Source organism: Streptomyces mirabilis, assembly GCF_018310535.1.
Taxonomy (GTDB): Bacteria; Actinomycetota; Actinomycetes; order Streptomycetales; family Streptomycetaceae; genus Streptomyces.
Map to the genome: position 1 here is coordinate 8514230 of NZ_CP074102.1, position 26315 is coordinate 8540544.

The following is a 26315-nucleotide window of genomic DNA, read 5'->3' on the forward strand; positions in this document are numbered from 1 at the left end:
CGTTCGCGACGATCTCTGTTGAACAGATGATCTCTGTTGAACAGTCGAACGTCAGCGCCACGGCGGCTATGCCCAGGGTGGCAGTCGGCTTCCACGCTTCCGCGCTTCCGCCGCGACGTCCGCGGAGTCCGCGGGGTGGCGCGGTTGCGACATGTCCCATCCGCGCCACGGGGAAACGGTGACATCGCGTCCGGCAGCGGCGGATTCTGTGCAGCACCCGAATGAAGATCTCCTCGCGCGCACAACCATGCACGGAAAGGTGCTGATCAGATGAGACGCATTCGCCTCGCGGCGGTGATATCGGCCGGCCTGGCGCTGACCGCCGGCGGCATGCCATCGGCGGCCGGCGCGGCTGGTGTGTCCAGTACGGCCGGGACGACCACGACGGCAACGGCTGCCACGACGGCAACGGCTGCCTCGGCGGGGGGCTCGCCAGGCGGCAGCGCCACCGTGCGGCTGATCACGGGCGACCGTGTGACCGTCACGACGGACGGTGACGGCAAGCGGATCGCCGCCGTCGAGCCCGGCAGCGGCAGGCGCGGCATCCTGTTCCGTACCGTCGAACAGGACGGCGACCTGACGGTGCTGCCCTCCGACGCCCAGGACCTGGTCGCCGCCGGGCGCCTGGACCGGCAGTTGTTCAACGTCAGCGCACTCATCAAACAGAAGTACGACGCCGCGCACACCGACACCCTCCCTCTGATCATCGGCCGGCCGAACGGTGTCCCGGCCGCCGCGGTGCGCAGGCTCACCACGCTGACCGAGGACGACGCGCCCGCCCGCACGCTGGACAGCATCGACGCACAGTCGGTCCGGATCTCCGACGACGACCTGGCCCGGTTCTGGAAACAACTCGCCCCCGCCCCGAACCGCGTGAGCGCCGCGGGCATGGCCGCCACGCCCAGGATCTGGCTGGACGGCCGGGTGGACGCCGCCCTCGACCGCAGCACCGGACAGATCAACGCCCCGGCGGTCTGGAAGGCCGGGTACGACGGCACCTCCGTCAAGGTCGCGGTACTCGATACCGGTGTCGATCAGACCCATCCGGACCTGGCCGGACGCATCAGCCAGGCGAAGGACTTCTCGGGCAGCTCCGGGACCGGTGACGTCTTCGGTCACGGCACCCACGTCGCCTCCACGGTCGGCGGGACCGGCGCCGCGTCCGGCGGCACCCGCAAGGGGGTGGCACCGGGCGCCGACCTGCTGATCGGCAAGGTCCTCGGGGACGACGGCTACGGAACCGAGTCGCAGGTCATCGACGGCATGGAGTGGGCCGCCGCCGAGGGCGCCAAGGTCGTCAACATGAGCCTGGGCTCGGACGAGGTGAGCGACGGCACCGACCCGATGAGCCTCGCCGTCGACGAACTCAGCAGCAACAGCGGCGCCCTCTTCGTGGTGGCGGCCGGCAACAGCGGAGAGCAGGGCCAGGAAACCATCGGCTCACCCGGCGCCGCGGACGCCGCACTGACCGTGGGCGCGGTGGACCGCGACGACTCACTCGCCCCGTTCTCCAGCCGCGGTCCGCGCCACGGCGACCGCGTGGTCAAGCCCGATGTCACCGCCCCGGGGGTGGGCATCGTCGCGGCCCGCGCGGCGGGCACCACCATGGGCGAACCGGTGGACCAGTACTACGTGGCCGCTTCCGGTACGTCGATGGCCACCCCGCATGTGGCGGGCGCCGCCGCCCTGCTCGCCCAGGCGCATCCGACCTGGAGCGGACAGCGGCTCAAGGACGCGCTCATCAGCACGGCGCACACCGTCGGGGGACAGCAGGTGACCGAGGAGGGCGGCGGCCGCGTCGACGTGGCCGCGGCGGCGCTCGGACCGGTCACCGCCACCGGGAGTGTGGCCATGGGACCGTACGGAACCGGCGGCGACGACAACGGCGCCCCGCGCACGGCCACCGTCCGCTACACCAACACCTCGGACAAGGACGTCACCCTCGCGCTCGCCGCCCACCTGGCCACCACCGGCGGCCGGGAACTCACGACCGGTGCGCTGCGACTCGGCTCCGACGCGGTGCGGATCGCCGCCGGTGCCACCGTGGACGTGCCACTGACGGTGGATCCCTCCCGGGCCGGCCGGGGCGACTACTACGGCTATGTCACCGCCACCACGACCGACGGCGCGGTCAAGGTCCACACCACGGTGAGCATCGTGGTGCACGGCCCCATCCACAAGCTCACCGTCACCACCTACGACCACGACGGGAACCGCGTCCAGGCACTGCCCACCATCTGGGGCACGGACGGATTCGTCGACTACGTCAGCACCGAGCCGGCCGTCGCCGAAGTCGAGGAAGGCACCTATCAACTCGACTACTCCAGCCTGGACACGGCCGATGACGGACAGGAACTGCGCCAGGTCGTCCTGCCGGAGGTGAAGGTCACCAAGGACACGGCCGTCACCCTGGACGCGCGCAAGACCACCAAGGTCGACATCCGCACGCCCCGGCCCGCCGAACAGCGCGGCATCCTCGACTACCAGACCTACCGGCAGATCGACGGACACAGCCTCCTCCAGGGCACGATGTACTTCGACCTGGCCAAGCGGCTCTACGTCAGCCCCACCGCGGCCGTCACCGACGGCACCTTCGAGTTCGCCTCGCGCTGGCAGCTGGTCGCCCCGCTGCTGGAGGCGAAGGTGTCGGGCAGCGACCTCGCCCTGAATCCGTACTACATGCCGAATTCGCCGCTGTTCGCCGCCGGCGGTATCACCCTGACCGCCGTGGACGCGGGCACCTTCGCCAAGCCCGACTTCAGCCGGGCCCGCGGCAAACTCGCGATCGTCCGCAACGAAGAGGGCACCAACGAGCGGGAGTTGACCCGACAGGCGGCCGCGGCGGGCGTACGCGGACTGCTGATGACCCACTTCGCCGACATCGCCTGGACGCGCTGGAGCCCCGACGGCGAACGCACCGCCGTGCCGACCGTCCGCATCGGCAAGGCAGCGGGCGCCGCCCTGCTCGACCGGCTGAAGAAGCGCCCGAGCACCACCGTCAGATTCACCGGAACGGCGAAGAGCCCGTACCTCTACGACGTCATGCAGACGTCGTCCCAACAGATACCCCGGCAGGTCGTGTACACCGTGTCCGAGCGCAACAGCGCGGTGCTGCGGACCACGTACGCCGACAACGGAGGAGCGCCCTGGGCCAGTGAACAGCGGTTCGCCCGGCGCCCGTACCAGGACACCGCCTGGTTGCAGTACACCCGCTATGTGCCGACGGGCTTCGTACGCACCGAGTACGTCAGCGCGAACGGCACGGCCTGGCTGCACCGGGTGCATCACACGACCACGTTCGACGTAGACATGCCGCTGGCCGTGGGCATGAACGACGCGCCCCGCACCTACCGGCCCGGCGAGCACCTCGACGAGCGCTGGCAGGGGGCCGTGGTGCGCCCCTCGATCCCCCGGGGCACCAAGACGCCCTCGGTACGGACCGGAGACGTACTGGCCCTGCGCATTCCGGAGTTCACCGACTCCACGGCGGGTCACTGGTCACGGCTGCTCGCCGGGGACGGCGGCGGGGTGGGCGGACTCGCCACGGCCGCCGACGCGCCGGGCGGTGACACGGCCGCCGCGGCGCTCTACCGCGACGGGGTGAAGGTCGCCGACGCCGACAGCGCCTGGACCGATTTCGAGGTCGCCCCGGGCGCAGCCGACTACCGGCTGGACCTGACGACCTCGCGCGTGGACGACGAGTGGGCGTTCGCCGCCCGTACCGACACCTCCTGGTCCTTCCGGTCCGCGACCACGGCCACGGCGACACCGCTGTCCCTGCTGCAACTCGACTACGCCGTACCGGTCGACGCACACAACGCGGTGGGGGCCGGGCGGACGCACACCATCGGCCTGGCCGTCCGCGCCCAGGACGGTCAGCCCGCCCCGCGCGGAGTGGCCCTGCGCGTGGAGGTGTCCTACGACGACGGCAGGCACTGGAGCGGTGCGGCGGTCCAGGACCGCGGGCACAACGCGTTCCGGGCCACCGTCACCAGGCCCTCCGGCCACGGCGACGCGTATGTGACCCTGCGGGTCACGGCGCGGGACCGGCTCGGCAACAGCGTCCGACAGACGGTACAACGCGCCTACCTGCAACGGGGATAGACGCTGCTGCGCACAGCGCGCACAGCGCGCACGGCGGGTGCACGGCGGAGCGACGCGGCCGTGCACCCGCCGCCCGTCCACACGGATGCAGTACGGTGTTCAACCGTTGGACGGGGTGGGACCAAGGAGAGCGCCGTGACACTGGAAGCCGCCGGGGTCACCGATGCCGAGGAGTCCGCCTATCGGATCCTGGTGACGATGAGCAACGCCTCGGCGGGCGACTTCGCGATCCGCTCGGGTGCCACCACCGCGGACGCCTCACGGACCCTCGAGGCGCTCACGGCCAGGGGACTGGCCAGTCACACCGACGGATCCCCACGGCTCTACCGGGCCACGCCACCCGATGTGGCCCTCATGCCCCGGCTCAAACGCAACGCCGACGCCCTCGACCAGGCCCGGGCCACGGCCACCGCCCTGCTGGCGACCTACCGGGACACCATGCGCCGGCGCGACGCCGGTGAGCTCATCGAGGTGATCACCGGGGCGGACGCGCTGCGCCAGCACCTGCGCCGCATCCAGGCGGACACCCACGACGAGATGCTGTGGTTCTGCAAGGCCCAGTACGTCGCCATGCCCTCGGGCAGCAACGAGGCGGAGTTCGACGCGCTGGCCCGCGGGGTGCGTTATCGGGTCCTCTACGAGAAGGCGTTCTTCGACGACGAGGGAGCCGTGGACAACGTTATCGAGGGCGTACGGGCGGGTGAGGTCGCCCGCGCGGTACCCCATCTGCCCTTGCGGCTCGCCGTGTCCGACCGCGCCATCGCCATCTGCCCGCTCGTACCCGGTGGTCCCTTCGGCAGCCCCGAGGAACCCACCGCGGCCCTGGTGCGCGACAGCAGCCTCCTCGCCGCGCTCATCGCGCTCTTCGAACGCTACTGGGACGACGCCGTCCCCCTGCACGTCGACGACAGCGGAGCGGTCAGCGGCACCGACGGGACATCCGGCGCCGACTCCCTCTCCACCACGGACCGACGGCTGCTCTCCCTGCTCGTCGCGGGCGTCACCGACAAGGCGATCGCCTCGCAACTGGGCCTGAGCAGGCGTACGGTCCAACGTCATATCCAGCAACTGATGACGTTCGCCGGGGCGGCCACCCGTATGCAACTGGCCTGGCAGGCCGCTCGCCGGGACTGGGTGTAGCGGAGAGGACGGCGAGGGGGCCGGGGCGCTGTCCGCGGCCCGGCCCCCTCGCCCCTGGCACTCAGGGGTGCGAACGCGTCTCGTTGACGTCCGCCGTCCGCACGAACGCCACTCGGTGACCGAACTGGATCTCGTAGTACATGTCCTTGCCGATCACGACCCTGTGCGGGGTCGTGTCGAACGTCGGCGCGTAGAAGTACTCGCCCGGCACCTTGTCACCGGCGACGTACCTCTGGCCTGCCAGGATCTTGTACGGGAGCGGCGAGACGGCCTGGACGGGGACGCCCGCCGGGTATGCCGCGGCCTCCGGATAGGCGCGCCCGTACACGGGGATCTCCGTGAGGCCCGGTTTGGGGGTCACGACCTGGCCCGAGGCGTTCACCGCAGTCGGCCGGCTCTGCGGGTTCTTGAACCAGGCCTTCTGGCCCAGGTACCAGATCGCCGTCCAATCGCCGTCACGGTCCGCGACCGCGTACCGCTGTCCGGTGGAGACCCGGGAACCCACGTCGTTCACGTCGATCGTCGAGTCGTCGCCCTTGGGACGCAGCCCGATGTCCTTGATCAGGGGCGAGGTCTCGTCCGGCCGGGAGTAGAGCCGCACCTCGCTGGAGCCGTGCGCCGCGCAGGGCTCACCGCTGGTGACACAGCCCGTGTACCGGGGCTGGTTCTCCGCGAAGTCCGGCAGCACGGTGACCAGACCTCCACTCGTCCTTGTCTTCGTCGCAGGCCGGAACGGGTGGCCGAGCAGGGTGAAGTAGTGCTGCCAGTCCCAGTACGGGCCCGGGTCCGTGTGCATGCCGGGGATGGTCGACGTGGTCGGACCGGGCACGTTGTCGTGGCCCAGGATGTGCTGGCGGTCCAGCGGAACGCGGTACTTGTAGGCGAGGTAGTTCACCAGCCGCGCCGAGGCGCGGTACATCTCCTCCGTGTACCAGGCGTCCGGCGAGGCGAGGAATCCCTCGTGTTCCAGGCCGATCGACTTGGCGTTGATGTACCAGTTGCCCGCGTGCCAGGCCACGTCCTTCGCCTTCACGTGCTGGGCGATGTGACCGTCGGTCGAGCGCAGGGTGTAGTTCCACGACACGTAGGTCGGGTCCTGGACCAGCTTCAGCACGCCGTCCCAGCTGCCCTCCGTGTCATGGATGACGATGTACTTGATGCTCTGCGACGCGGGCCGGTCACCGAGGTCGTGGTTCCCGTAGTCACCGTCGCCGAACTCCGAGTACGGGGCCGGGATCCACTCGCACGACACGGACGTGGGGCACTCCGTGTTCGTGGCGGAGACGGTACGCAGCCCGGCCCGCCGCAGCAGCGCGGTGTCGGGGCTCAGTCCGGGCCGGGCGGCGAGCGCGACCTGCTGACCGGCGTCCGTGGTGCGCTCCTCGCCCTGGCGGATCACCTCGTAGACGTCATTGGCGTAGGTCGCCGCGGTCGCGGTGTCGTCCGCGCCGGAGAAACGCCCCACCGCGCCGTACCAGTCGGCCGCGTCGTCGCTCAGCGGCTCGCCGAGGTCCTTCTGCGCGGCCGCCAGGAGCGCGGCCCCGCCCGCCACGTTCGCGGCGGCGTCGGTACGCAGCCGCTCCTCGGGCAGGCCGGTGAGCCGGGCCGCCTTCGGCAACGTCTTCAGCCGGTCCGGGAGCTGGGAGTTCTGCGGCACCTGGGTGGTGGGCAGCAGGGGCGGGCGCGAGCTGTCGCCACGAGCGTCCTCCGTGCCCTCGCTGTGGTGCGGTGCCTCCGCGATCGCCGTCCGCGCGTCGGTGAGATGCATGGGGCCGTAGCCGCCGCTGACGCTCGGCGCGCCCGCGTGCGCGTCCCAGCGGGACTGGAGGTAGGAGACGCCGAGCAGGACGCTCAGCGGCACGTGGTACTCGGCGGCAGCGACGGCGAAGGCCCGCTGGAGCTCCGCGGCGGACGCCTGCGCGGGGCTGCTCGACGGGGCCGCGCCGAGCAGCGGCAACAACAGCGCCGCCGAGGCGACGGCGCCCGCGGTACGGCGCGCGCGTCTGTACCCGACAGTGGCCTCGGGGTCGATGAAGGATCCTCGCAATGCAGCCTCCTGGGACGGTCGAGCGCGGTGGGGCGTGCGGGGCCGATCGTGGGTCAGTGGTATCGGCTCTCCGACGATCCGTCAATCTTGCCCAGGAGCGGGCGATTTCCCTTACCGAGAGGGGGCGAACGGGTTTTCGTGGCGGCAGCGGGACGGCCTGCAAGGCGTCAGTGGAGTGGACCCCTGGCGCGAACGGGTGAAGATGCCCGCGGGAGAGATGCCGACGAGGGGGCAGAGCCGCTCGCCGTACATCGGTGCCGCACGGCAGGCCCCGCACGACGAAGGTCCGCGGCGCGCCGCCGTTCAGGCGCACCGCGGACCTTCGTCCCCGTCAACGAGTGCCGACCGCCGCTCGAACGGCCCGACGGGCCATCTGGCAGTCGTCGTGTAGCCGCCGCAGCAGCAGCCGCTGTTCCTCGCCGGACGGCGCAGCACCCGGATGGGCCGGTCCTGGTGCCGCCGGGGTCGCGTCGTGCATCGAACGCTGCACGGCCGTCTCGTACGTACGGATCTCCCGGGTCAGTACGAGCATCAGGTTCACCAGGAAGGCGTCGCGCGCCGCGGGACCGGCGGACTGCGCGAGCTGACTGATCTGGCGGCGCGCCACGGGAGCGTCACCGAGGACCGCCCACAGCGTCGCGAGGTCGTAGCCCGGCAGGTACCAGCCCGCGTGCTCCCAGTCCACCAGTACTGGACCGGCCGGTGAGAGCAGGATGTTCGACAGCAACGCGTCCCCGTGACAGAACTGGCCCATGCCCTGACGGCCCGCCGAGTGCGCGATGCCGTGCACCAGCTTCTGCAGGTCGCCCATGTCCCGGTCCGTGAGCAGACCCAGCTCATGGAAACGGGAGATCCGCTCCGCGTAGTCCAGCGGGGCGTCGAACGTCCCCGCCGGCGGCCGCCACGCGTTCAGCCGGCAGATCGCACCCAGTGCCGCCCGGATGTCCGCGCGGGGCGGCGCCTCCGCCGGGTGCCGCTGCAGCGCGGCCACCCGCCCCGGCATCCGCTCGATCACAAGGGTGCAGTTGTCCGGGTCCGCCGCGATCAGCCGGGGCACCCGGACCGGTGGCCGATGCCGCACGAACGATCGGTATGCCGCTATTTCGTGCCTGATCCGCTCCGACCAGATCGGGGAGTGGTCCAGTAAACACTTGGCGACCGCCGTGCTGCGCCCCGTCGTGCCGACGAGGAGCACGGAGCGCCCGCTGCGGCGCAGTACCTGGACCGGAGCGAACTCCGGACAGATCCGGTGCACCGACGCGATCGCCGTGCGCAGCTGCGCGCCCTGAGGGCCGGACAAGTCGAGTCTCCCGCTGAGCGGTTGGGTGCCGAGCCCCGGAACGCGCCGCGTCCTGCCGGCGCCGAGCACGGGGGCCGCCGGTCGAGCGGGGTCGAGGTAGGGGCCGCTGCCCGCCGCCGCCGGGCGGGGGTGAAGCGACCGGGGCGGAGCGGACACGGAGGACGATGCTGTGTACATGGGCGAAACAGATCCCTTCGTGTGCCTGCAAGTTGCTGCGCTACCCGCCCCGGCCGCCCTGGTGCACCCTGGGGAATGTCCCTCGGCAACCGGGTCGGGGTGGCGCTTTCCTACCTGACACCGGATGCCCAGTGGCAGACCATCTGGCGCACCCTGGCGAACCCTGGCGAATAGTCGCTCAGCAACTGACAGAGGGTTACTGTCAACTCAGCCGAGAACCTGGGGGCTTGACGTGAACGGACAACCCAACACTCGTCTGTCGGATCTGTTCGGCCTGGCCGGCTGGTCCAAGGGCGAACTCGCGAGGCTGGTCAACAAGCAGGCGGCGGCGATGGGCCACCCCCAGCTGGCGACCGACACCTCACGGGTGCGGCGTTGGATCGACATGGGAGAGATCCCGCGCGATCCGGTTCCGCGAGTGTTGGCGGCTCTTTTCACCGAGCGTCTCGGCCGTGTCGTGACCATCGAGGACCTCGGTCTGGTGCGGCACGGGCGTGTGGGGAAACGGCCGGGCGGCGGGAATGTGGAACATCCCGACGGTGTGCCGTGGGCGCCCGAGCGAACCGCTGCGGTCCTCACCGAATTCACGGGAATGGACCTCATGCTCAACCGACGCGGCTTGGTGGGCGCGGGTGCCGCGCTCGCCGCGGGATCCGCACTCAGCAGTGCCATGCACGATTGGCTCCACACCGATCCGGCCCTCGCGGCCGACGCCCCTGTAGTCGACAATCCCCTGCACGCCGACCCCGCTGGGTTCGACCGTTACGAGGCCGCCCCCATCGGGTCGCAGGAGATCGAGGAACTGGAGCGCTCGGTCGAGGTGTTCCGGGCCTGGGACGCGGCCCGCGGCGGCGGGTTGCAACGCAAGGCCGTGGTGGGCCAGCTCAACGAAGTGGGAGGCATGCTCTCCTACCGACACCCTGACCATCTGCAGCGGCGCCTGTGGGGCGTCGCCGCCAATCTCGCCGTCCTCGCGGGTTGGATGTCGCACGACGTCGGCCTGGAGCCCACGGCCCAGAAGTACTTCGTCATCGCCGCGCACGCGGCCAGAGAAGGCGGCGACCGGCCGCGCGCCGGGGAGGCGCTCTCCCGCGCCGCCCGTCAGATGGTGCACCTGGGCCGGCCCGACGACGCCCTGGACCTGATGAAGCTCGCCAAGTCGGGCTCGGGTTCCGAGATGTTGCCGCGCACCCGGGCCATGCTCTACACGATCGAGGCCTGGGCTCAGGCGTCGATGGGCAAGGGCCAGGCCATGCGGCGCACCCTGGGGGAGGCGGAGGACCTCTTCGTCTCCGACAAGGGTGATGTGCCACCGCCGAGCTGGATGCAGATGTTCGACGAGGCGGACATGCACGGCATGCAGGCCCTGGCCTACCGGACGCTCGCGGAGCACGACCCGGTCGCGGCGACCACGGCGCAGCGCCACGCCAAGGAAGCGTTGCATCTGCGGGAGAACGGGCGGCAGCGGTCACAGATCTTCGACTGGCTGTCGCTGGCCTCGGCGTGCTTCATCGCGGACGACCCCGAGCAGGCGGACCGCTATGCCCGGCTGGCCCTGGTGTCGATGGGGGCGAACTCCTCCCACCGCACCTGGGACCGACTGCGCGAGATGTACCGGCTCACCGCCGAGTACTCCGGCTACCCGAAGATCCACGAACTGCGTGAGGAGATCCAACTCGCCCTCCCCAAGAGCTCGCTCAGGCCGAAGCGCGGGGGCACCACCACACAGGCGTGAGCACTCCTGCCTGTGTGCACAGAAAGAGTTCCAGGTCCAAGGGTTCCAAGTCGGGGTCTTCGAGCCGATCCCGGCGAGGTCTGATCCCGGTGAGGTCTATGAGCCGATCCTGGCGATGAGCACGCAGGCGTCGTCCTCGCGCCCACTCTCGCCGAATTCCTCTACAACCGTCCGTACGCAGTCCTGGGCCGTGCGGGCTCCGTGGAAGCGCGGGGCCAGGTCGAGCAGCCTCTGGACGGCTTGCGCTCCATAGTGCCCGGGGACCAGTCCGTCGGTGTGCAGGAACAGCAGGTCGCCGTCTTCGAGGGTCTCTTCGGCCTGCCCGTAGACGGCCCCCGAGGTCGCGCCGAGCAGCACGCCGTCCGGCGCTGTCAGCATGCGCCCCGTCCCGTTGCGGAACACCAGCGGGGCGGGGTGTCCTGCCTGCGCCCAGGTGAGGGTGCGGGTCTCGGGCCGGTAGCGGCAGCAGACCGCGCTGCCGAGGGACGGCTGCACCGAGGCGTCGAGCAACTGGTTGAGCCAGGACATGAGTTGCCCGGGCTGGGTGCCCGCGACGGCCATGCCGCGCAGGGCGCCGAGCAGCATCGCCATGCCCGACGCGACGGTGATGCCCTGCCCGGTGAGGTCACCGACACTCAACAGCGTTGCCCCGTCGGGCAGTTCCATCGCGTCGTACCAGTCGCCGCCGATCAGCGCGCTGTTCGAGGAGGGCAGATGGCGGGCGGCGAGGTCCAGGGCCTCGGGGCCCCGCTGCGGGAACCGCAGGGAGCCGCGCCAAGGCGGCAGCACGGCCTCCTGCAGCTGGACCGCGAGTCGGCGCTCGCTCTGCGCGTGGTGCCGGTGCAGCTGAAGCGACTCACGAGTCTCGCTCACCGTCTGCTGGCTGCGACGCAGTTCGCTGACGTCGCGCAGCACGGCCCACATCGCGGCGGTGCTGCCGTGGGTGTCGAGCACGGGCTCGCCCATCATGTGCACGGTCCGCACCCCGCCGTCGGGGCGCACGATGCGGAACTCGCCGTCGATGGGCTTCGCGTCGATGAGGCAGTCGGTGACCATCGCCGTCAGCATCGGCCGGTCCTCGTCGAGCATCAGCGACGGCAGTTCGTCGAGGGTGAGCGGGGGAGCGGCGGGGTCGCGACCCAGGATGTCGTAGAGCTCTCCGGACCAACTGGCCTCGTCCGTGAGCAGGTTCCACTCGGCACTGCCCACCCGGCTGAGCAGCGAGCCGCGCCGGGGCGCGGCCGGGACGGCCGGTGCGGGGGGCGAGTCGGCCGGCTCCGTGGGCACGGGCGGGGGTCCGTCCCGCAACTGTGCCAAATGCTCGTCGAGGTCGTTGAGTTGGTGCATCGCCAGATCGCACAGTGCGCGCTGCCAGCGTCCTTGGGGGTCCGTGCCGTCGAAGGGCGCGTCCCGCCGTACGGCGTCCACCTCGCCGCGCAGCCGTCGCGTCTGCGAAATGAGCGCGTCGACCGAGCCGCGCTGGGGCGGCTGGGCGGCGGGGCGGTCCGCAGAGAGATGGGACGGCATGACGCACTCCGATGGGGGACGGTACGACCAAGGCTGGGCGGAAGGACCGTTACGACTGTTGCACAGCCTGCGACGCCCTGTAAGGGATTTGGCAACACACGATCCGGTGGTGCTTCTGACATATGCTGTAGTCCAGGCGGACGGTCCGACCGGCATGGATTCGGTACGCGGGTCGCGCCCCCAAGTCGTAGAAAGCGTACGTGACTTGAGGGTCCTCAGGGGTAGCCGGGGGCCTCCTTCATTTCTTTGTTCGACGGTCATATGTACGTGGCGTGTCCATGCTCGGGAGCGAAGTGCCCCCCCGTTCACAGTGAACGGACGAAATCGCGTACCTCCTCCTCGTAGAGGGGTGTGGGATCGACGCCCATCGAGGCGAAGTTCTGCTCGATCTCCAGACTCACCAGACCGTGCAGATGGGCCCAGAGCATCGTGGTCCGCGCGGCGACCGCCGCCGGGACGTCCTCGACTCCGCGGAGCTTCATCCACTCCCCGAACTGGCCCTCCGAGCCCTCCGGAGCCATCGCGTCGGGCGCCGCCAGGGCACTCGCCACGTTCAGTACGACGTTCATGGCCGGCTGGGAGGCCTCGACCAGTCGCGTGGACTGCGCGTCGTACCCCGGCAGGGGCGCCCGGAACAGCAGTCGGTAGCGGTGCGGCTGGCCGCGCGCCCACTCGCGGTAGGCCCGGGCGACCGCGGCCAGGCGTGCGGCCGCGTCGCTCGCGGAGGCGTCGGCCGCGCGGGCGAGTGCGGACGCCAGGTCGCGGTAGGCGTCGATGACCAGTTCGGTCAGCAGGCTGTCCCGGTTGGCGAAGTAGCGGTAGAGGGCGGGCCCGGTCATGCCCAACTGCTTGGCGATGGCGTTGAGGGACAGTGCCTCCGGACCGCCGTCGGCCAGTTGCCGCAGTGCCGCGGCCTTGACCTCCTCCCGTACCTGCGCGCGGAACCGATCGCGCGGTCCGGGTCCCCTCCGGCTCTCCGCCATGTCATCGCCCTCTTCGTCTGTCCGCAGGGGTCGCTCTCTGGCGTATGCGGCAGAGAGGAGCATGCTTTCGTTTGATCCTATGGCGAACGCATGAGCCGATAGCGTTCGGCGGCGGCGTTCGGCCGCTGTTCACTCGTCCCTCACCGCATCGGTATGGCCCTCGGCGAACACCGCGTGCACGCTGGCGCGCGGTGTGCCGCAGGGGCACTCCGGTGACGAGGGGGCGGGCGAATGACACCGATCAGCCGAAGGGGCTTCGTGGGACTCGGCGCATCCGTGGCGGCGGGCGCCGCGCTGGGCGTCGGCTCGCGTCCGGCGGCGGCCGCCGACGCGGCGACCGGCACCATCCAGGACGTACGGCACGTCGTCGTCCTCATGCAGGAGAACCGCAGCTTCGACCACTACTTCGGCCGCCTCAAGGGCGTCCGCGGCTTCGAGGACCGCAGCGGCATCACCCTGTCCGGCGGGTACTCCGTCTTCAACCAGCCGAACGGTGGCGGACGGCAGTACCCGTGGAAGCTCAGCTCCACGCCCGCCGCGGGCGGCAAGGACGGCGAGACTCTCGCACAGTGCAACGGCGACCTCCCGCACTCCTGGTCCTCGCAGCACTCCGCCTGGAACAAGGGCCGCCTCGACAACTGGGTCTCCGGCGTCGGCAACGTCCGCTCGCTCGGCTACCTCGACCGCTCCGACATCCCCTTCCACTACGCGCTCGCCGACAACTACACGATCTGCGACGCCTACTTCTGCTCGGCACTCAGCGCGACCGGCCCCAACCGCACCTACCTGTGGAGCGGCAAGGTCGACGGTTCCAGCTACGACGGCGGCGACGAGTCCGGACTGACCTGGCAGAACTACGCCGAGGCGCTCCAGACGGCCGGAGTGACCTGGAAGGTGTACCAGAACGCGCAGGACAACTACGGCGACAACGGCTGCGCCTACTTCAAGAAGTTCGCCTCCGCCAAGGCGGGCGACCCGCTCTACGACCGCGGCATGGCCTCCGTGCCGAAGGCCACCGGCTCCACCCCCGACGACATCGCCGCCGCCATCAGGGCCGACGTCCTCGCGGGCACCCTGCCCCAGGTCTCCTGGGTGGTCGCCAACCAGGCCTTCTCCGAGCACCCCTACGCCCCGCCCGGCGACGGCGCCCACTTCGTCGACCTGGTGTACAAGGCCCTCGCCGCCGATCCGGACGTCTTCGACTCCACCGTCCTGTTCCTCAACTACGACGAGAACGACGGCTTCTTCGACCACGTGCCGCCCCCGGCCCCGCCCGCGAACACGGCGGGGGAGTTCCTCAACGGCGCCCCGTACGGTCTCGGCTTCCGTGTCCCGATGCTCGTCATCTCACCCTGGACACGCGGCGGCTGGGTCTCCTCGGAGGTCTTCGACCACACCTCGGTCCTGCGCTTCCTGGAGACGTGGACGACGGCGCTCGGCAAGCCCGCCGCCTGCCCCAACATCAGCGCCTGGCGCCGCAAGATCACCGGTGACCTCACCGGAGTCTTCGACTTCACCGACCCGGTCCACGGGACGGTCGCGCTGCCCGCCACGAGCGTCATCGGGATCGCCACCTGCGGCCCCCTGCCCAATCCGGTGCCCACCACCAACGCCCTGCCCGTCCAGGAGCCCGGCACCCGGCCCGCCCGCGCCCTGCCCTACCAGCCGAACGGCTACCTGGACCACCTGGAGTTCGGGGCGGGCGGCACGATCCTCGCCTGGTTCACCATGGCCAACCAGGGCACCCCGGCGAGCCGCGCCGCGCACTTCTCGATCCACCCGAACGCCTACCGCGACACGACGCCCTGGCAGTACACCGTCGACGCCGGCGCCACCGCCTCCGACTCCTTCAGCATCGGCTCGGGGTACGGCAACGGCAAGTACGACCTCACCATGGCCGGCCCCAACCGCTTCCTGCGCCGCTTCAAGGGCGATGCGACACAGGCGGGCAAGTCGGCCGAGGTGAGCACCCGTTACGCCATCGAACCCGGCACCGGCAAGACCGCCCTCTACTTCAAGATGACCAACTCCTCGGCCGCCGCGGTGAAGTTCACGATCACCGCGAACCAGTACCGCGACGACGGGCCGTGGACGTACACCGTCGCCGCGGGCGGTTCGGCCGAGGACTACTTCAACGCCGTCGCGTACCAGAACGGCTGGTACGACTTCACGATCACCGTCGACTCCGACGCGAGTTGGTCGCGCCGGTTCACCGGGCACATCGAGACGGGCACGGCGAGCGTCAGCGGCTGATCACGCGTAGAGGTCCGGGCGCGGGGCGAGTTCGACGGTCACTCGGCCGCCGCTCTCCAGCGCCCGGACCCCGGCCTCGGCGACGGCCGAAGCCGCGTACCCGTCCCAGGCACCCGGCCCGGTCACTTTCCCCTCCCGGGTGGCGTCCACCCAGGCCTGCACCTCGCGGTCGTAGGCGTCGGCGAACCGTACGAGGTAGTCCTGCGCCACCTCCTCGTGGGCACCGCCCGCCGTCGTCACCACCATGGTGTGCTCGTCCCCGATCCGCGCGCTCCCGGACTCGCAGACCGCCTCGCAGCGCACCTGGTAGCCGAAGCCGGAGTTGACGAAGACCTCGACGTCGACGAGAGCGCCGTCGGCCGTCTCGAACACCACGAACTGGGGGTCGAGAAGGCCCTCGGGGGCACCCGCGGACGGCCGAGGGCGCAGCACGGTCACGGCGGTGAGCTCCTGCTCGAGCAGCCAGCGCGCCGCGTCGATCTCGTGCGAGACGGAGCTGTTGACCAGCATCGCCGAGGTGAAGCCGGGCGGGGAGGACACATTGCGGTGCGTGCAGTGCAGCATCAGCGGACGGCCGAGCCGCCGACTGTCCAGCAGGGACTTCAGTCGCTGGTACTCGGCGTCGTACCGGCGCATGAACCCGACCTGCACCAGTCTCCGGCCGAGCCGCGCCTCCGCCTCCACCACCCGCAGCGCCCCGGCCGACTCCGGCACCATCGGCTTCTCGCACAGCACCGGCAGACCGCGCTCGAAGGCCGCGAGCAGCGCCTCCTCGTGCGCGGGCCCGGGGGAGGCGATCAACACCGCCTGTACGCCGGGCGCGTCGAGGGCCGAGGCCACCTCGGTGTGCACCGAGACACCGTCGATGCCGGCGACGGCGTCCTTGGCGCGCCCGGTGTCGGGATCGGCCACCGCCGCGACCCGGGCGCCGTTCACCACCCGATCGATCCGTCGTACATGGTCGGCCCCCATGTGGCCCGCACCCAGGACCGCGACACCCAACAGCTCACTCACGCGCTCACCTCTCCGGCAGACAGTTCTGGAGGCGATTGTCTGCCGGAATGATCAGTAGCGCAGCACCCCGGCGATGCCTTTCGCGTCGCCGAGACTGCCGTCGGGGACGAAACGGACCTCCGCTCCGGTATCGAGACACTGTTCGACGATCTCGTCGACGATGTCCTCGCGGGCGTCCATATCACCGCTCTCGGCAGGGACCAGATGGTCGCCGCCGTCGTCGCGTACCGTCACGCGGTAGTTCTCCTCGACGGCCAGCAGCCGGATCCGGGCCTGGGAGGCGTTCTGCCAGACCTCGTCGACTCCGGCCGCGAACTCCTTGCGGCCACGGGCCGACTCGAGCTCCCGGGCCACCGCGTCGGTGTCCCTGCGCTCCTCGGCGCTGATCAGCGGACGGACCGCCTGCCACACGGCTTCGGGGGTCCCGTGCGCGAGTCCGCCGTGCGGGATGTGCGTGGCCTCCTTGGTGACCGTGCCGACCTCGTCGAGGAGGGAGAGCGCGGCTGTCTCGCCGGTGACGTACAGCGGACGCGGATCCTCGTGCAGTACGGCGCTCATCGCGGTGTCGGCGTCCCGCACGAAGTGCTTGGTCCGCTCGTCGCGGAAGGTGCTGGGCAGGTCTCCGATGCGCTCCTTGCGCTCGGCGTTCGGGTCCTCGAGGCTGCGGGTCCGCGGGAAACCGCCGATGCGCTCCTCGGTGACCCGGTCGGCGCCGCCGTTCCACAGCGTCACCCGGTCGGCAGACACAGCGAGCACCCAGAACGGCCGCTCCGACACCTGCGCCGCGACGAGGTTGCGGGTCAGGAAGGTGTCCGAGAGCACCACGCGCTCGGGCACCGTGCGGGCCAGCGACCACACCTGGTGCTCGCCGGGCGCCGCGAAGATCGCGAGACCCTCCTCGGCGTGCGCCAGGTCGACCTCAGCGAGTGCCTGGTCGAGCTGCTGGACGAGGTCGGTGCGCCGTTCGCGGGTGACCGCCGGATCGGACTCGATCTGTTTCTTGGCCTCGGCCACGACATTGCGCAGCCGGACCGGATCCTGGGCGCTGTCGGGTTCGCGGCGGTGCGTGGGCGTCAGTACCGACACCGCGGGATAGGGCCGCGGCCTGCGCAGCTTGGTGAGGGTCGCTGGGCTGAGTGCGTGCTCCATAACAGCACGATAGAGCCGATTCAGTTATCGGGCATTTGGGGCAATTGATTGTTAGTGTCGCTCGGGTCGCCAGATGACGTTCCCCCGCGTCGTCGTCGCACGACGATGCCCGCCTTCGCAGGACGCCCATGACGCAGGCCGACACCGAAACCCATGCGCCCCCGGCCGCCAAACTGACGCTGCCGACCCTCACCACGATGGTCGTCGGCTCCATGGTCGGTGCCGGCGTCTTCTCCCTGCCCCGCCTCTTCGCCCAGGAGACGGGCGTGGCGGGCGCCCTGATCGCCTGGGCCGTCGCGGGCACCGGAATGCTGATGCTCGCCTTCGTCTTCCAGCGGCTCGCGGTCCGCAGGCCCGACCTCGACGCGGGCGTGTACGCGTACGCCAAGGCCGGTTTCGGCGAGTACCTGGGCTTCTTCTCGGCGTTCGGCTACTGGGCCAGCGCCTGCGTCGGCAACGTGACGTACTGGGTGCTCATCATGTCGACGATCGGGGCGATCGCCCCGGCGCTCGGCGACGGTGACACCGTGCTCGCCGTCGCCCTGTCCTCGGTGGGCCTGTGGTGCTTCTTCCTCCTCATCCGCAGAGGGGTGAAGGAGGCCGCGGCCATCAACCGGATCGTCACCGTCGCCAAGGTCGTGCCGATCCTCGTCTTCGTCGTCCTGGCGCTCTTCTACCTCAAACCCCATGTCTTCGCAGAGAACTTCGCCGGCGCCGACTATGCCGGTTCGCTGTTCAACCAGGTCAAGGGCACCATGCTGGCCACCGTCTTCGTGTTCCTCGGTGTGGAGGGCGCGAGTGTGTACTCACGGCACGCCCGGCGCCGCGAGGACGTCGGCCGGGCGACCGTCCTCGGCTTCCTGAGCGTCTTCGCCATCTTCGCCTCCGTCACCATCGTGTCGTACGGACTGCTGCCGATGAGCCAGATCGCCGAGCTGCGACAGCCCTCCATGGCCGGGGTCCTGGAGAGCGCGGTCGGCACCTGGGGCAAGGTCTTCGTGAGCGTCGGCCTGATCGTCTCGGTGCTCGGCGCCTATCTCGCCTGGACGTTGATGGCGGCCGAGGTGCTCTTCGTCGCGGCCGAGGACGAGGACATGCCCCGCTTCCTCGGCCGCTCCACCGCCGCCGACGTGCCCGTGCCCGCGCTGCTGATGACGACACTGCTCACCCAGGTCGTGCTGGTCGTCACGCTGTTCTCGGACGACGCGTTCAGCTTCGCGCTCGACCTGACCAGCGCGCTGACCCTGATCCCGTTCCTGCTGGCGGCGGCCTTCGCCCTGAAGACCGCACGAGGAAGACCCGGCGGTGACCTGGTCGTCCCCGCGCTCGCCACCCTCTACACCGCGTTCCTGCTCTACGCGGCCGGGCCGAAGTACCTTCTCGTCTCCTTCATCGTCTACGCGCCCGCCACGGCGCTGTTCGTGATGGCCCGGCGCGAGCAGGGCAGACGGCTCTTCTCACCCCGGGAACTCGTCATCCTTCTCGTCTCGATCGCCGGCGCGGTCCTGGGGATCGTCGCCCTGGCGCTGGGCTGGATCAGTCTCTGACCCGCCCGTCCCCGCCCCGGAGAAAGGCACACCGTGACCAGTCAAGACACCACCGGCCGCCCGGCGTACGGCGTCCACTCCGAGGTCGGCAGACTGCGCAAGGTACTCGTCTGCGCACCCGGTCTCGCGCACCGCCGGCTCACCCCCACCAACTCCGACGACCTGCTCTTCGACGACGTCATGTGGGTCGAGAACGCCCAGCGCGACCACGCCGACTTCGTCAACAAGCTGCGCGAACGCGGCGTCGACGTCGTCGAACTGCACGATCTGCTCGCACGGACCATGGCGCTCCCCGTCGCAAGAGACTGGCTCCTGGACCGGAAGATCACCCCGAACGAGGTCGGTATCGGGCTCGTCGACGACACCCGCGCCTTCCTGGAGACGCTGGAACCGGCCCGGCTCGCCACGTTCCTGATCGGCGGTCTCGCCACCGCCGACCTGCCCGAGGACCACCGCTCCGGCTACCTCGCACTGGCCCGCGAGTCCACGGGCGTACGCGAGTACCTGATGCCACCGCTGCCCAACACCCTCTACACCCGCGACACGACCTGCTGGCTGTACGAGGGCATGACGCTCAACCCGCTGTACTGGCCGGCCCGGCACGACGAGACGCTCCTGATGAAGGCGATCTACACCTTCCACCCCGACTTCGCGGGCTCGACCGTGTGGTGGGGCGACCCCGAACGGGACTGGCGGGAGGCCACGTTCGAGGGCGGGGACATCATGCCGGTCGGCAACGGCGTCGTGCTCATGGGCATGAGCGAGCGCACCTCACGCCAGGCCATCACCCAGGTCGCGGCGGCCCTGTTCGAGAACGGCGCCGCCGAGCACGTGATCGTCGCGGGACTGCCGAAGCTGCGCTCCGCGATGCACCTCGACACGGTCTTCACCTTCGCCGACCGCGACCTGGTCACTCTCTACCCGACCATCATGGACGCCGTCCGCACCTTCTCCCTGCGCCCGAGCGACAAGGCCCCCGGCATCCAACTCACCGACGAGGGCGCACGATCCTTCACCGAGGTCGTAGCCAAGGCCCTCGGGCTGTCCGAACTGCGGATCGTGGAGACGGGCGGGGACGTGTACGCCTCCGAGCGGCAGCAGTGGGACAGCGGCAACAACGCGGTCGCGCTGGAACCGGGCGTGGTGGTCACCTACGACCGCAACACCCAGACCAACACCCTGCTGCGCAAGGCCGGGATCGAGGTCATCACCATCGTCGGCGCCGAGCTCGGGCGTGGACGGGGCGGCGGCCACTGCATGACCTGCCCCATCATCAGGGACCCGGTGGAATTCTGAGCCAGCGGCCCGGTGGAGGTCCGGCCGTTCAGAACGCGTCCGGATCCGCCGCCTTCCAGTCGGCCTCCCAGGACGCGGGCGGCTCCGCGAGCAACACCCCGGGCTCCAACCACTCGTAGAGCTCTGCGTACGACCGTACGGTGGCCGGGTCCGTACGTCGGAGCAGCTGATGCGGTCCGAGCTCGGCCGGATCGCGTACCCCCATGGCGGCCATGATCCGGCTGGCGCTGCGGACCGTGGCCCGCTGGTAGTGGTGCACGCGCGCCGACCTGTCGGCCACGTCCAGGGCGCGTACCCGGCGCGGGTCCTGGGTCGCGACCCCGACCGGGCAGGTGTTGGTGTGGCAGCGCCGGGTCTGGAGGCAGCCGAGCGCGAACATCATCGCGCGGGCCGCGTTCGTGTAGTCGGCGCCCTGCGCCAGCCGTTTGACGATGTCCGAGCCGGTGGCGACCTTGCCGCTCGCGCCGATCCGCACCCGATCGCGCAGCCCGGTGCCGACCAGCGCGTTGTGCACCGTGATCAGCCCTTCGGTCAGGGGCGTACCGAGGCAGGCGGCGAACTCCGGCGGCGCGGCCCCCGTACCGCCCTCGGCGCCGTCGACCACGATGAAGTCGGGCGAGACCCCCTCGGCGAGCATCGCCTTGCAGACGGCGAGGAACTGGCGGCGCGAGCCGACGCAGAGCTTGAAGCCGGTCGGCTTGCCGCCCGCCAGCTCCCGCATCCGGGCGAGGAAGCACACCAGCTCGCGCGGGGTCGAGAACACCCGGTGGTACGGCGGTGAGACCACCGCCTCGCCCTCCGGGACGCCGCGGGCCCGGGCGATCTCGGCGCTCACCTTGGCGCCGGGCAGCACCCCGCCGATGCCCGGCTGCGCCCCCTGGGAGAGCTTCAGCGACACGCACTTGACCTCCGGCAGCGCGGCCTTGTCCGCGAACTCCCGTGCCTCGAAGCCCCCTTCCGGGGTGCGGCAGCCGAAGTACCCGCTGCCGATCTCCCAGATCAGGTCGCCGCCGCCCCGCAGGTGGTGGTCCGAAAGACCGCCCTCGCCGGTGTCGTGCGCGAAACCGCCGAGCGCCGCGCCCCTGCTGAGTGCCAGGATCGCGTGCGAGGACAGCGACCCGAAGCTCATCGCGGAGACGTTCAGCAGGGCCATGTCGTACGGCTGGGTGCAGTCCGGGCCGCCGACGCGCACCACGGGCGGCTCGTCCGGCACCTCGACCGGGCGCATCGACGGTTCCAGGTACTCGTACCCGTCCCCGTACAGGTCCAGCCCGGTGCCGAAGGGCTCCTCGGCCTCGACGCCCCTGGCGCGCTCGTACACGATGCCGCGCACGTCACGGTCGTCGGGCCGCGGAAGGCGGCGGAGGTGACCGAGCAGGGGGTAGTTCCGCAGGACCGCGTGGCGGCGCTGGGTCAGGTCCCGGACGGCGATCGCGGTCAGGGCGAGCAGTGCGGCGGCCGCCCACCACCACCAGGGCGAGACGGCCCATGCCAGGACCAGTGCCCCGGCCGCACCCAGGGCGACGAACAGCGGCAAGAGCATCCGGCGCACACCACGAGTCAAACCCATGGGACGGAAAGGGGCGAAAGGGGGCATGCCGCTCGGGTCCCCCGAGGGTGCCCCCCGGGCGCTCCGGTGAATGTTGAGGAAGACTTTGCCCGTGGCCGATTCCCGTTCGCAGACGCCCGGCAGCGGGCCCATCTGCCCGTCCGCGGGGTGCAGAGCGTGGCCGAAACCGTCGGGGTGACTGGGCCGGTCAGGTTACGTACGTGTTGACGGCACTCGCGCACGTGACACAACCTCGTCATATAGCTGCTCAATACAACTGGTTTTGCGGAAGTGCTCGCCCGCCCATGAAACCGCAGGCAGGCGCGGTGTTCCCGGTGAAACCGGACGCGGGAGGTATCGCATGTGCGGCATCACCGGCTGGGTCTCCTTCGACCGCGACCTGCGCGCCGAGGCGGAGACATTGGATGCAATGACGGAGACGATGTCCTGCCGGGGCCCCGACGACCGCGGCACCTGGACCGAGGGGCCCGCGGCCCTCGGGCACCGCCGGCTCGCGATCATCGACCTGCCCGGCGGGCGCCAGCCCATGACCGCCGAGACCCCGGACGGCACGGTCGCGCTCGTCTATTCGGGGGAGACCTACAACTTCACCGAGCTGCGCCGCGAGCTGACCGACCGCGGGCACCGTTTCTCGACCGACTCCGACACCGAGGTGGTCCTGCGCGGCTACCTCGAATGGGGCGAGTCGCTCGCCGAGCGGCTCAACGGGATGTACGCCTTCGCGGTCTGGGACGGCCGCCACGACAAGCTCGTGATGATCCGCGACCGCATGGGCATCAAGCCCTTCTACTACTACCCGACCCCCGACGGCGTCCTCTTCGGTTCCGAACCCAAGGCGATCCTCGCCAACCCGCTGGCCCCGGCCCGGGTCCGCCTAGACGGACTGCGCGAGCTGTTCACCTTCGTCAAGACGCCCGGACACGCGATCTGGGACGGCATGCGCGAGGTGGAGCCCGGCACCGTCGTCACCGTCGAGCGCGCCGGGCTGCGCCGCCGCGTCTACTGGCAGCTGGAGACCCGGCCGCACACCGACGACCGTGACACCTCCATCGCCACCGTCCGCTCGCTCCTCGAGGACATCGTGCGCCGCCAGCTCGTCGCCGACGTGCCGCGCTGCACCCTGCTCTCCGGCGGCCTCGACTCCTCCGCCATGACCGCGCTGGCCGCCCGGCAGCTCGGCGAGCACGGCGAGAAGGTCCGCAGCTTCGCCGTCGACTTCGTCGGCCAGGCCGACCACTTCGTCGCCGACGAGCTGCGGGGCACCCCCGACACCCCCTTCGTGCACGACGTGGCCCGCGCCTCGGCCACCGACCACCAGGACATCGTCCTCGACGCGCACGCCCTGGCCGACCTCGACGTCCGCGCGAAGGTGATCAGGGCCCGCGACCTCCCCATGGGCTTCGGCGACATGGACACCTCCCTGTACCTGCTCTTCCAGGCCATCCGTGAGCACTCCACGGTCGCGCTCTCCGGGGAGTCGGCGGACGAGGTCTTCGGCGGCTACCTGCAGTTCTTCGACGAGGAGGCCCGCAGCGCCGAGACCTTCCCCTGGCTCGTCCGGTTCAGCCGGGACTTCGGCGACGACGCCGACGTACTGCGCCCGGACCTCACCAAGGCGCTGGACCTGGAGTCGTACGTCGCCGACGGCTACCGTACGGCCGTCGCGGGCATCCGGCGGCTCGACGGCGAGAGCGACTTCGAGTACCGGATGCGGCGGATCTGCCACCTCCACCTGACCCGCTTCGTCCGCGTCCTGCTCGACCGCAAGGACCGCGCGAGCATGGCCGTCGGCCTGGAGGTGCGGGTGCCGTTCTGCGACCACCGGCTCGTCGAGTACGTCTACAACACGCCCTGGTCCCTGAAGTCCTTCGACGGCCGGGAGAAGAGCCTGCTGCGGGAGGCGACCGCCGACCTGATCCCCAAGTCCGTGTACGACAGGGTCAAGAGCCCCTATCCGTCCACCCAGGACCCCAAGTACGCGATCGCGCTCCAGGAACACGCCAAGGACCTCCTGGCCCGGCCCGCGCACCCGGTCTTCGACCTCGTCGACCGGGAGCGGGTCCACCGGGCCGCCCACCGCGACAGCCCGCAGATCACGCAGGCGTCGCGGCGAGGCCTGGAACGCACCCTGGACCTGGCGCTGTGGCTGGACCTGTACGCCCCGGACGTGCTCCTTACCTGAGCGCCCGGTCGGCGGCCGCCTGCGAGGACTTCCACCACGAGGTCACCGGCTCCCACACCAGGACGACGCGGCCGACGCCCAGCTCACGCGCGGTGAACGTACGGCCGAAGCGCGAGGGGTCCGCCGAGACGCCGATCGAGTCCGCCCGGCGGGCCTCCGGATCCGCAGGGTCGGCGATGGTCCGCAGGGCCGCGTACGCCGTCCGGCCCGCCTCGAGCAGGTAGGGCCCGTTCTGCCCGGCGGGAACCGGCAGGGCGGCGCCGTCGAGGTCACCGAAGACGACGGTCGGGATGCGATCGACGGTGCACGCCTGGGTGGAGCGGTTGGTGACGCCGAGGTGCAGCAGGGTGGGGTCGGCGGAGCGGTGGGCGTGGACGGTGACGGCCTTCTCGGCGCACTTGGCGGGCCGCGCGGCGGCCGAGCCGCTCTGAGGCACGGCCAGGAGCAGCGCCGCGGCGACGGCCGGGAGGGCGAGAACGGGTCGGATGCGCATCGGTGGGTTCCCCCTGTTTCGGTCACGAACAGCGTCATGAACGGTGAGCGACGGCTGCTCAGTGTGACGGCCCAGGTGCGCTTCGGGTTGTATCCGACTTGTCGGTGCAACCCGTCCGCGTCCGATCTGTGACACGCCGTCGCGGGGTCCGCTCAAGGGGCCGTCGCATCCTCCGGGCCGCAGGAGCTGCCGTTGTCCGGCAGTGAGCTGTACAGCAGGAAGTCGGTGACCTTCTGGCGCACGCACTTGGAAGACGCGTACCCGGTGTGGCCCTCGCCCTTGTTGTCGAGCACGACGGCCGAGGAGCCTAGCCGTGCGGCGGTCTCCTCGGTCCAGCGGTACGGGGTCGCCGGGTCCCCGCGGGTGCCGACGAGGAGCATCTTCGGCGTCTGGACATCACGCACCTTCTCGCGGATGTAGTCGCTGCCCTTGGGGCGGCCGTAGCACATCAGCAGCTCGTTGAGACGGAGAGGGCCGAAGATCGGCGACGCCTCCAGGTAGTCGGCCCTCAGTTCGTCGATCTCCTTGGTGAGCTGCGCGGCGCTGGGCCGATCGGGGTCGTCCGCGCAGTTGATCGCCAGCAGCGCGGTCTCGAGGTTGTCCGGGGGCACCTTCGCGGGGTCGACCAGCCCGCTGTACGTGGCGTGGGGCAGTGCGACGCCCCCGGCCGCCTGCAACAGTCCGCTCGGGTCGCCGTCCTGGACGAGTGAGGCGAGGGACCGTTCGAGCTGCGGCCACCCCTTGCGGTCGAAGAGTTCAAGACCCATGGTCGCCACCAGGTCCTGGCCGGAGAACTGCTGCCCGAAGCTCGTCGGCACCGGATTCTTGTCCAGCGAGTCGACGAGCCGGGCGACCCGCTGACGGGCATCGCGCGGATCCTGCCCGAACGGGCACGACGTGTCCTGGGAGCACCAGGTGAGGAAGTCCTCCAGGGCGGTCTGCTGCCCCTCGGCGCTCACCAGGCCCGACTCGGACAGCGGCTCGGTGAGCGTGTCCACGCCGTCGAGCACCATGCGGCCCGTCTTGTCGGGGAACTGGCTCGCGTACACCGCGCCCAGGCGCGTTCCGTACGAGAATCCCAGGTAGTTGAGCTTCTTGTCGCCGAGGGCCTGGCGCATCACGTCCAGGTCCCGGGAGGCGTTGACCGTGCCGATGTGAGCCAGTACGGGGGTGGAGTGCTTGGCGCACTCGTCGGCGTCCTTCCGTACCTGCTTGAGGAGTGCCTCCGGGCTGCTGTCGTGGGTGGCGGAGCCCGCCGTGTCGGAAGTCTGGGCGGCACCGCCGCCGCAGCTGACGGGAGAGGACTGGCCGACACCGCGGGGGTCGAAGGTCACCACGTCGTAGCCGTTGGTGAGCGGCATGAAGTCCTTGCCGCCGGTGGCGAGCTGCGGGATGCCCGGGACGCCGGGGCCGCCGAAGTTCAGCAGTACGGATCCCCTCGACGGGCCTGTGGCGCGATAGCGGGCCAGCGCGAGGTCGAGCGTCCCGGCCTCCGGGTGCGCGTAGTCCAGCGGGACGGTCACCTGCCCGCACCGCAGATCCGCGGGCATTGCGTCGCCCTTGCAGGCGCCCCACTTGATCTGCTGGTGGTAGAAGCGGGACAGGTCGGGGCCCTCGGCGGCCGTCGCCACCGCCGAGGGCAGACCCGCCGCCAGCATGGCCAGTGTCACGACGCCGGCTCCGGCGTACGCCCAGCGTTGGTGCGCGGACAGCATGGATGCCTCCAGGGACGCCCGGCGTCGTACCGGGCGCCAGGGGATAGCTCCTCGATCACGATAAGCGGGTGTCCGTGAGCGCG

Annotated in this window: 16 protein-coding genes; 7 read left to right on the forward strand and 9 right to left on the reverse strand. The window is 70.6% G+C overall.

Annotated elements, in window-relative coordinates; all coding sequences use genetic code 11:
• Positions 1-270: 270 nt before the first annotated feature.
• A complete protein-coding gene (locus tag SMIR_RS37785; protein ID WP_168489066.1) occupies positions 271-4104 on the forward strand; it encodes a S8 family serine peptidase in 3834 nt (1277 codons plus the stop codon).
• Positions 4105-4239: 135 nt separating this feature from the next.
• Positions 4240-5244, forward strand: a complete 1005-nt coding sequence (locus SMIR_RS37790) for a helix-turn-helix domain-containing protein (protein ID WP_168489055.1) — start codon at positions 4240-4242, stop codon at positions 5242-5244.
• 61 nt (positions 5245-5305) lie between these two features.
• Here the strand turns inward: SMIR_RS37790 and SMIR_RS37795 are convergent, their stop codons facing one another.
• Both SMIR_RS37795 and SMIR_RS37800 read right to left on the reverse strand, forming a co-directional pair.
• Positions 5306-7291 (reverse strand): N-acetylmuramoyl-L-alanine amidase, encoded by a 1986-nt coding sequence (locus tag SMIR_RS37795; protein ID WP_168489053.1) that lies wholly within the window; start codon positions 7289-7291, stop codon positions 5306-5308.
• Positions 7292-7622: 331 nt separating this feature from the next.
• Positions 7623-8768, reverse strand: a complete 1146-nt coding sequence (locus SMIR_RS37800) for an aminoglycoside phosphotransferase family protein (RefSeq protein WP_101407225.1) — start codon at positions 8766-8768, stop codon at positions 7623-7625.
• A gap of 232 nt (positions 8769-9000) precedes the next feature.
• On the opposite strand from SMIR_RS37800, the gene SMIR_RS37805 reads away from it, so the two are divergent.
• Positions 9001-10503: a DNA-binding protein NsdB gene (locus tag SMIR_RS37805; protein WP_168489047.1), complete on the forward strand. Its 1503-nt coding sequence runs from the start codon at positions 9001-9003 to the stop codon at positions 10501-10503.
• A gap of 96 nt (positions 10504-10599) precedes the next feature.
• Here the strand turns inward: SMIR_RS37805 and SMIR_RS37810 are convergent, their stop codons facing one another.
• Positions 10600-12030, reverse strand: a complete 1431-nt coding sequence (locus SMIR_RS37810) for a PP2C family protein-serine/threonine phosphatase (RefSeq protein WP_168489045.1) — start codon at positions 12028-12030, stop codon at positions 10600-10602.
• Between the two features lie 305 nt (positions 12031-12335).
• Positions 12336-13013, reverse strand: a complete 678-nt coding sequence (locus SMIR_RS37815) for a TetR/AcrR family transcriptional regulator (protein WP_212728045.1) — start codon at positions 13011-13013, stop codon at positions 12336-12338.
• Positions 13014-13244: 231 nt separating this feature from the next.
• On the opposite strand from SMIR_RS37815, the gene SMIR_RS37820 reads away from it, so the two are divergent.
• Positions 13245-15266, forward strand: a complete 2022-nt coding sequence (locus SMIR_RS37820; protein WP_168489039.1) for a phosphocholine-specific phospholipase C — start codon at positions 13245-13247, stop codon at positions 15264-15266.
• Here the strand turns inward: SMIR_RS37820 and SMIR_RS37825 are convergent, their stop codons facing one another.
• Together SMIR_RS37825 and SMIR_RS37830 are read right to left on the reverse strand one after the other, a co-directional pair.
• A complete protein-coding gene (locus SMIR_RS37825) occupies positions 15267-16280 on the reverse strand; it encodes a Gfo/Idh/MocA family protein (protein ID WP_212728046.1) in 1014 nt (337 codons plus the stop codon).
• A 51-nt stretch (positions 16281-16331) separates the two neighbouring features.
• On the reverse strand, positions 16332-17429 hold the full coding sequence (locus tag SMIR_RS37830) for a baeRF3 domain-containing protein (RefSeq protein WP_168489035.1): 1098 nt from the start codon (positions 17427-17429) through the stop codon (positions 16332-16334).
• Between the two features lie 128 nt (positions 17430-17557).
• Between SMIR_RS37830 and SMIR_RS37835 the strand changes: the two genes are divergently transcribed.
• Both SMIR_RS37835 and SMIR_RS37840 read left to right on the forward strand, forming a co-directional pair.
• A complete protein-coding gene (locus SMIR_RS37835) occupies positions 17558-18976 on the forward strand; it encodes a basic amino acid/polyamine antiporter (protein WP_212728047.1) in 1419 nt (472 codons plus the stop codon).
• A 33-nt stretch (positions 18977-19009) separates the two neighbouring features.
• The gene (locus tag SMIR_RS37840; protein WP_168489030.1) at positions 19010-20272 is read left to right on the forward strand and encodes an arginine deiminase; all 1263 of its coding nucleotides are present in this window, start codon (positions 19010-19012) and stop codon (positions 20270-20272) included.
• 28 nt (positions 20273-20300) lie between these two features.
• Here SMIR_RS37840 and SMIR_RS37845 read toward each other — a convergent pair whose 3' ends face one another.
• A complete protein-coding gene (locus SMIR_RS37845; RefSeq protein WP_211118597.1) occupies positions 20301-21815 on the reverse strand; it encodes an FMN-binding glutamate synthase family protein in 1515 nt (504 codons plus the stop codon).
• Positions 21816-22182: 367 nt separating this feature from the next.
• Here SMIR_RS37845 and asnB point away from each other — a divergent pair, with 367 nt between their 5' ends.
• Positions 22183-24024 (forward strand): asparagine synthase (glutamine-hydrolyzing), encoded by a 1842-nt coding sequence (gene asnB / locus SMIR_RS37850; RefSeq protein WP_168489025.1) that lies wholly within the window; start codon positions 22183-22185, stop codon positions 24022-24024.
• Here the strand turns inward: asnB and SMIR_RS37855 are convergent.
• Together SMIR_RS37855 and SMIR_RS37860 are read right to left on the reverse strand one after the other, a co-directional pair.
• The gene (locus tag SMIR_RS37855) at positions 24017-24517 is read right to left on the reverse strand and encodes a DUF4232 domain-containing protein (RefSeq protein WP_212728048.1); all 501 of its coding nucleotides are present in this window, start codon (positions 24515-24517) and stop codon (positions 24017-24019) included. The two genes, asnB and SMIR_RS37855, sit on opposite strands and share 8 nt — an antisense overlap.
• A 152-nt stretch (positions 24518-24669) precedes the next feature.
• Complete coding sequence (locus SMIR_RS37860; RefSeq protein WP_212728049.1) at positions 24670-26232, reverse strand: alpha/beta hydrolase; 1563 nt, start codon at positions 26230-26232, stop codon at positions 24670-24672.
• Between the last annotated feature and the right edge of the window lie 83 nt (positions 26233-26315).

What these genes read in the sequence shown, in the direction of transcription:
- SMIR_RS37860 (WP_212728049.1), bottom strand. Translation starts at nt 26,232, where the DNA reads ATGCTGTCCGCGCACCAACGCTGGGCGTACGCCGGAGCCGGCGTCGTG.
- SMIR_RS37820 (WP_168489039.1), top strand. Translation starts at nt 13,245, where the DNA reads ATGACACCGATCAGCCGAAGGGGCTTCGTGGGACTCGGCGCATCCGTG.
- SMIR_RS37830 (WP_168489035.1), bottom strand. Translation starts at nt 17,429, where the DNA reads ATGGAGCACGCACTCAGCCCAGCGACCCTCACCAAGCTGCGCAGGCCG.
- SMIR_RS37855 (WP_212728048.1), bottom strand. Translation starts at nt 24,517, where the DNA reads ATGCGCATCCGACCCGTTCTCGCCCTCCCGGCCGTCGCCGCGGCGCTG.
- SMIR_RS37810 (WP_168489045.1), bottom strand. Translation starts at nt 12,030, where the DNA reads ATGCCGTCCCATCTCTCTGCGGACCGCCCCGCCGCCCAGCCGCCCCAG.
- asnB (WP_168489025.1), top strand. Translation starts at nt 22,183, where the DNA reads ATGTGCGGCATCACCGGCTGGGTCTCCTTCGACCGCGACCTGCGCGCC.
- SMIR_RS37785 (WP_168489066.1), top strand. Translation starts at nt 271, where the DNA reads ATGAGACGCATTCGCCTCGCGGCGGTGATATCGGCCGGCCTGGCGCTG.
- SMIR_RS37835 (WP_212728047.1), top strand. Translation starts at nt 17,558, where the DNA reads ATGACGCAGGCCGACACCGAAACCCATGCGCCCCCGGCCGCCAAACTG.
- SMIR_RS37845 (WP_211118597.1), bottom strand. Translation starts at nt 21,815, where the DNA reads ATGCTCTTGCCGCTGTTCGTCGCCCTGGGTGCGGCCGGGGCACTGGTC.
- SMIR_RS37800 (WP_101407225.1), bottom strand. Translation starts at nt 8,768, where the DNA reads ATGTACACAGCATCGTCCTCCGTGTCCGCTCCGCCCCGGTCGCTTCAC.
- SMIR_RS37815 (WP_212728045.1), bottom strand. Translation starts at nt 13,013, where the DNA reads ATGGCGGAGAGCCGGAGGGGACCCGGACCGCGCGATCGGTTCCGCGCG.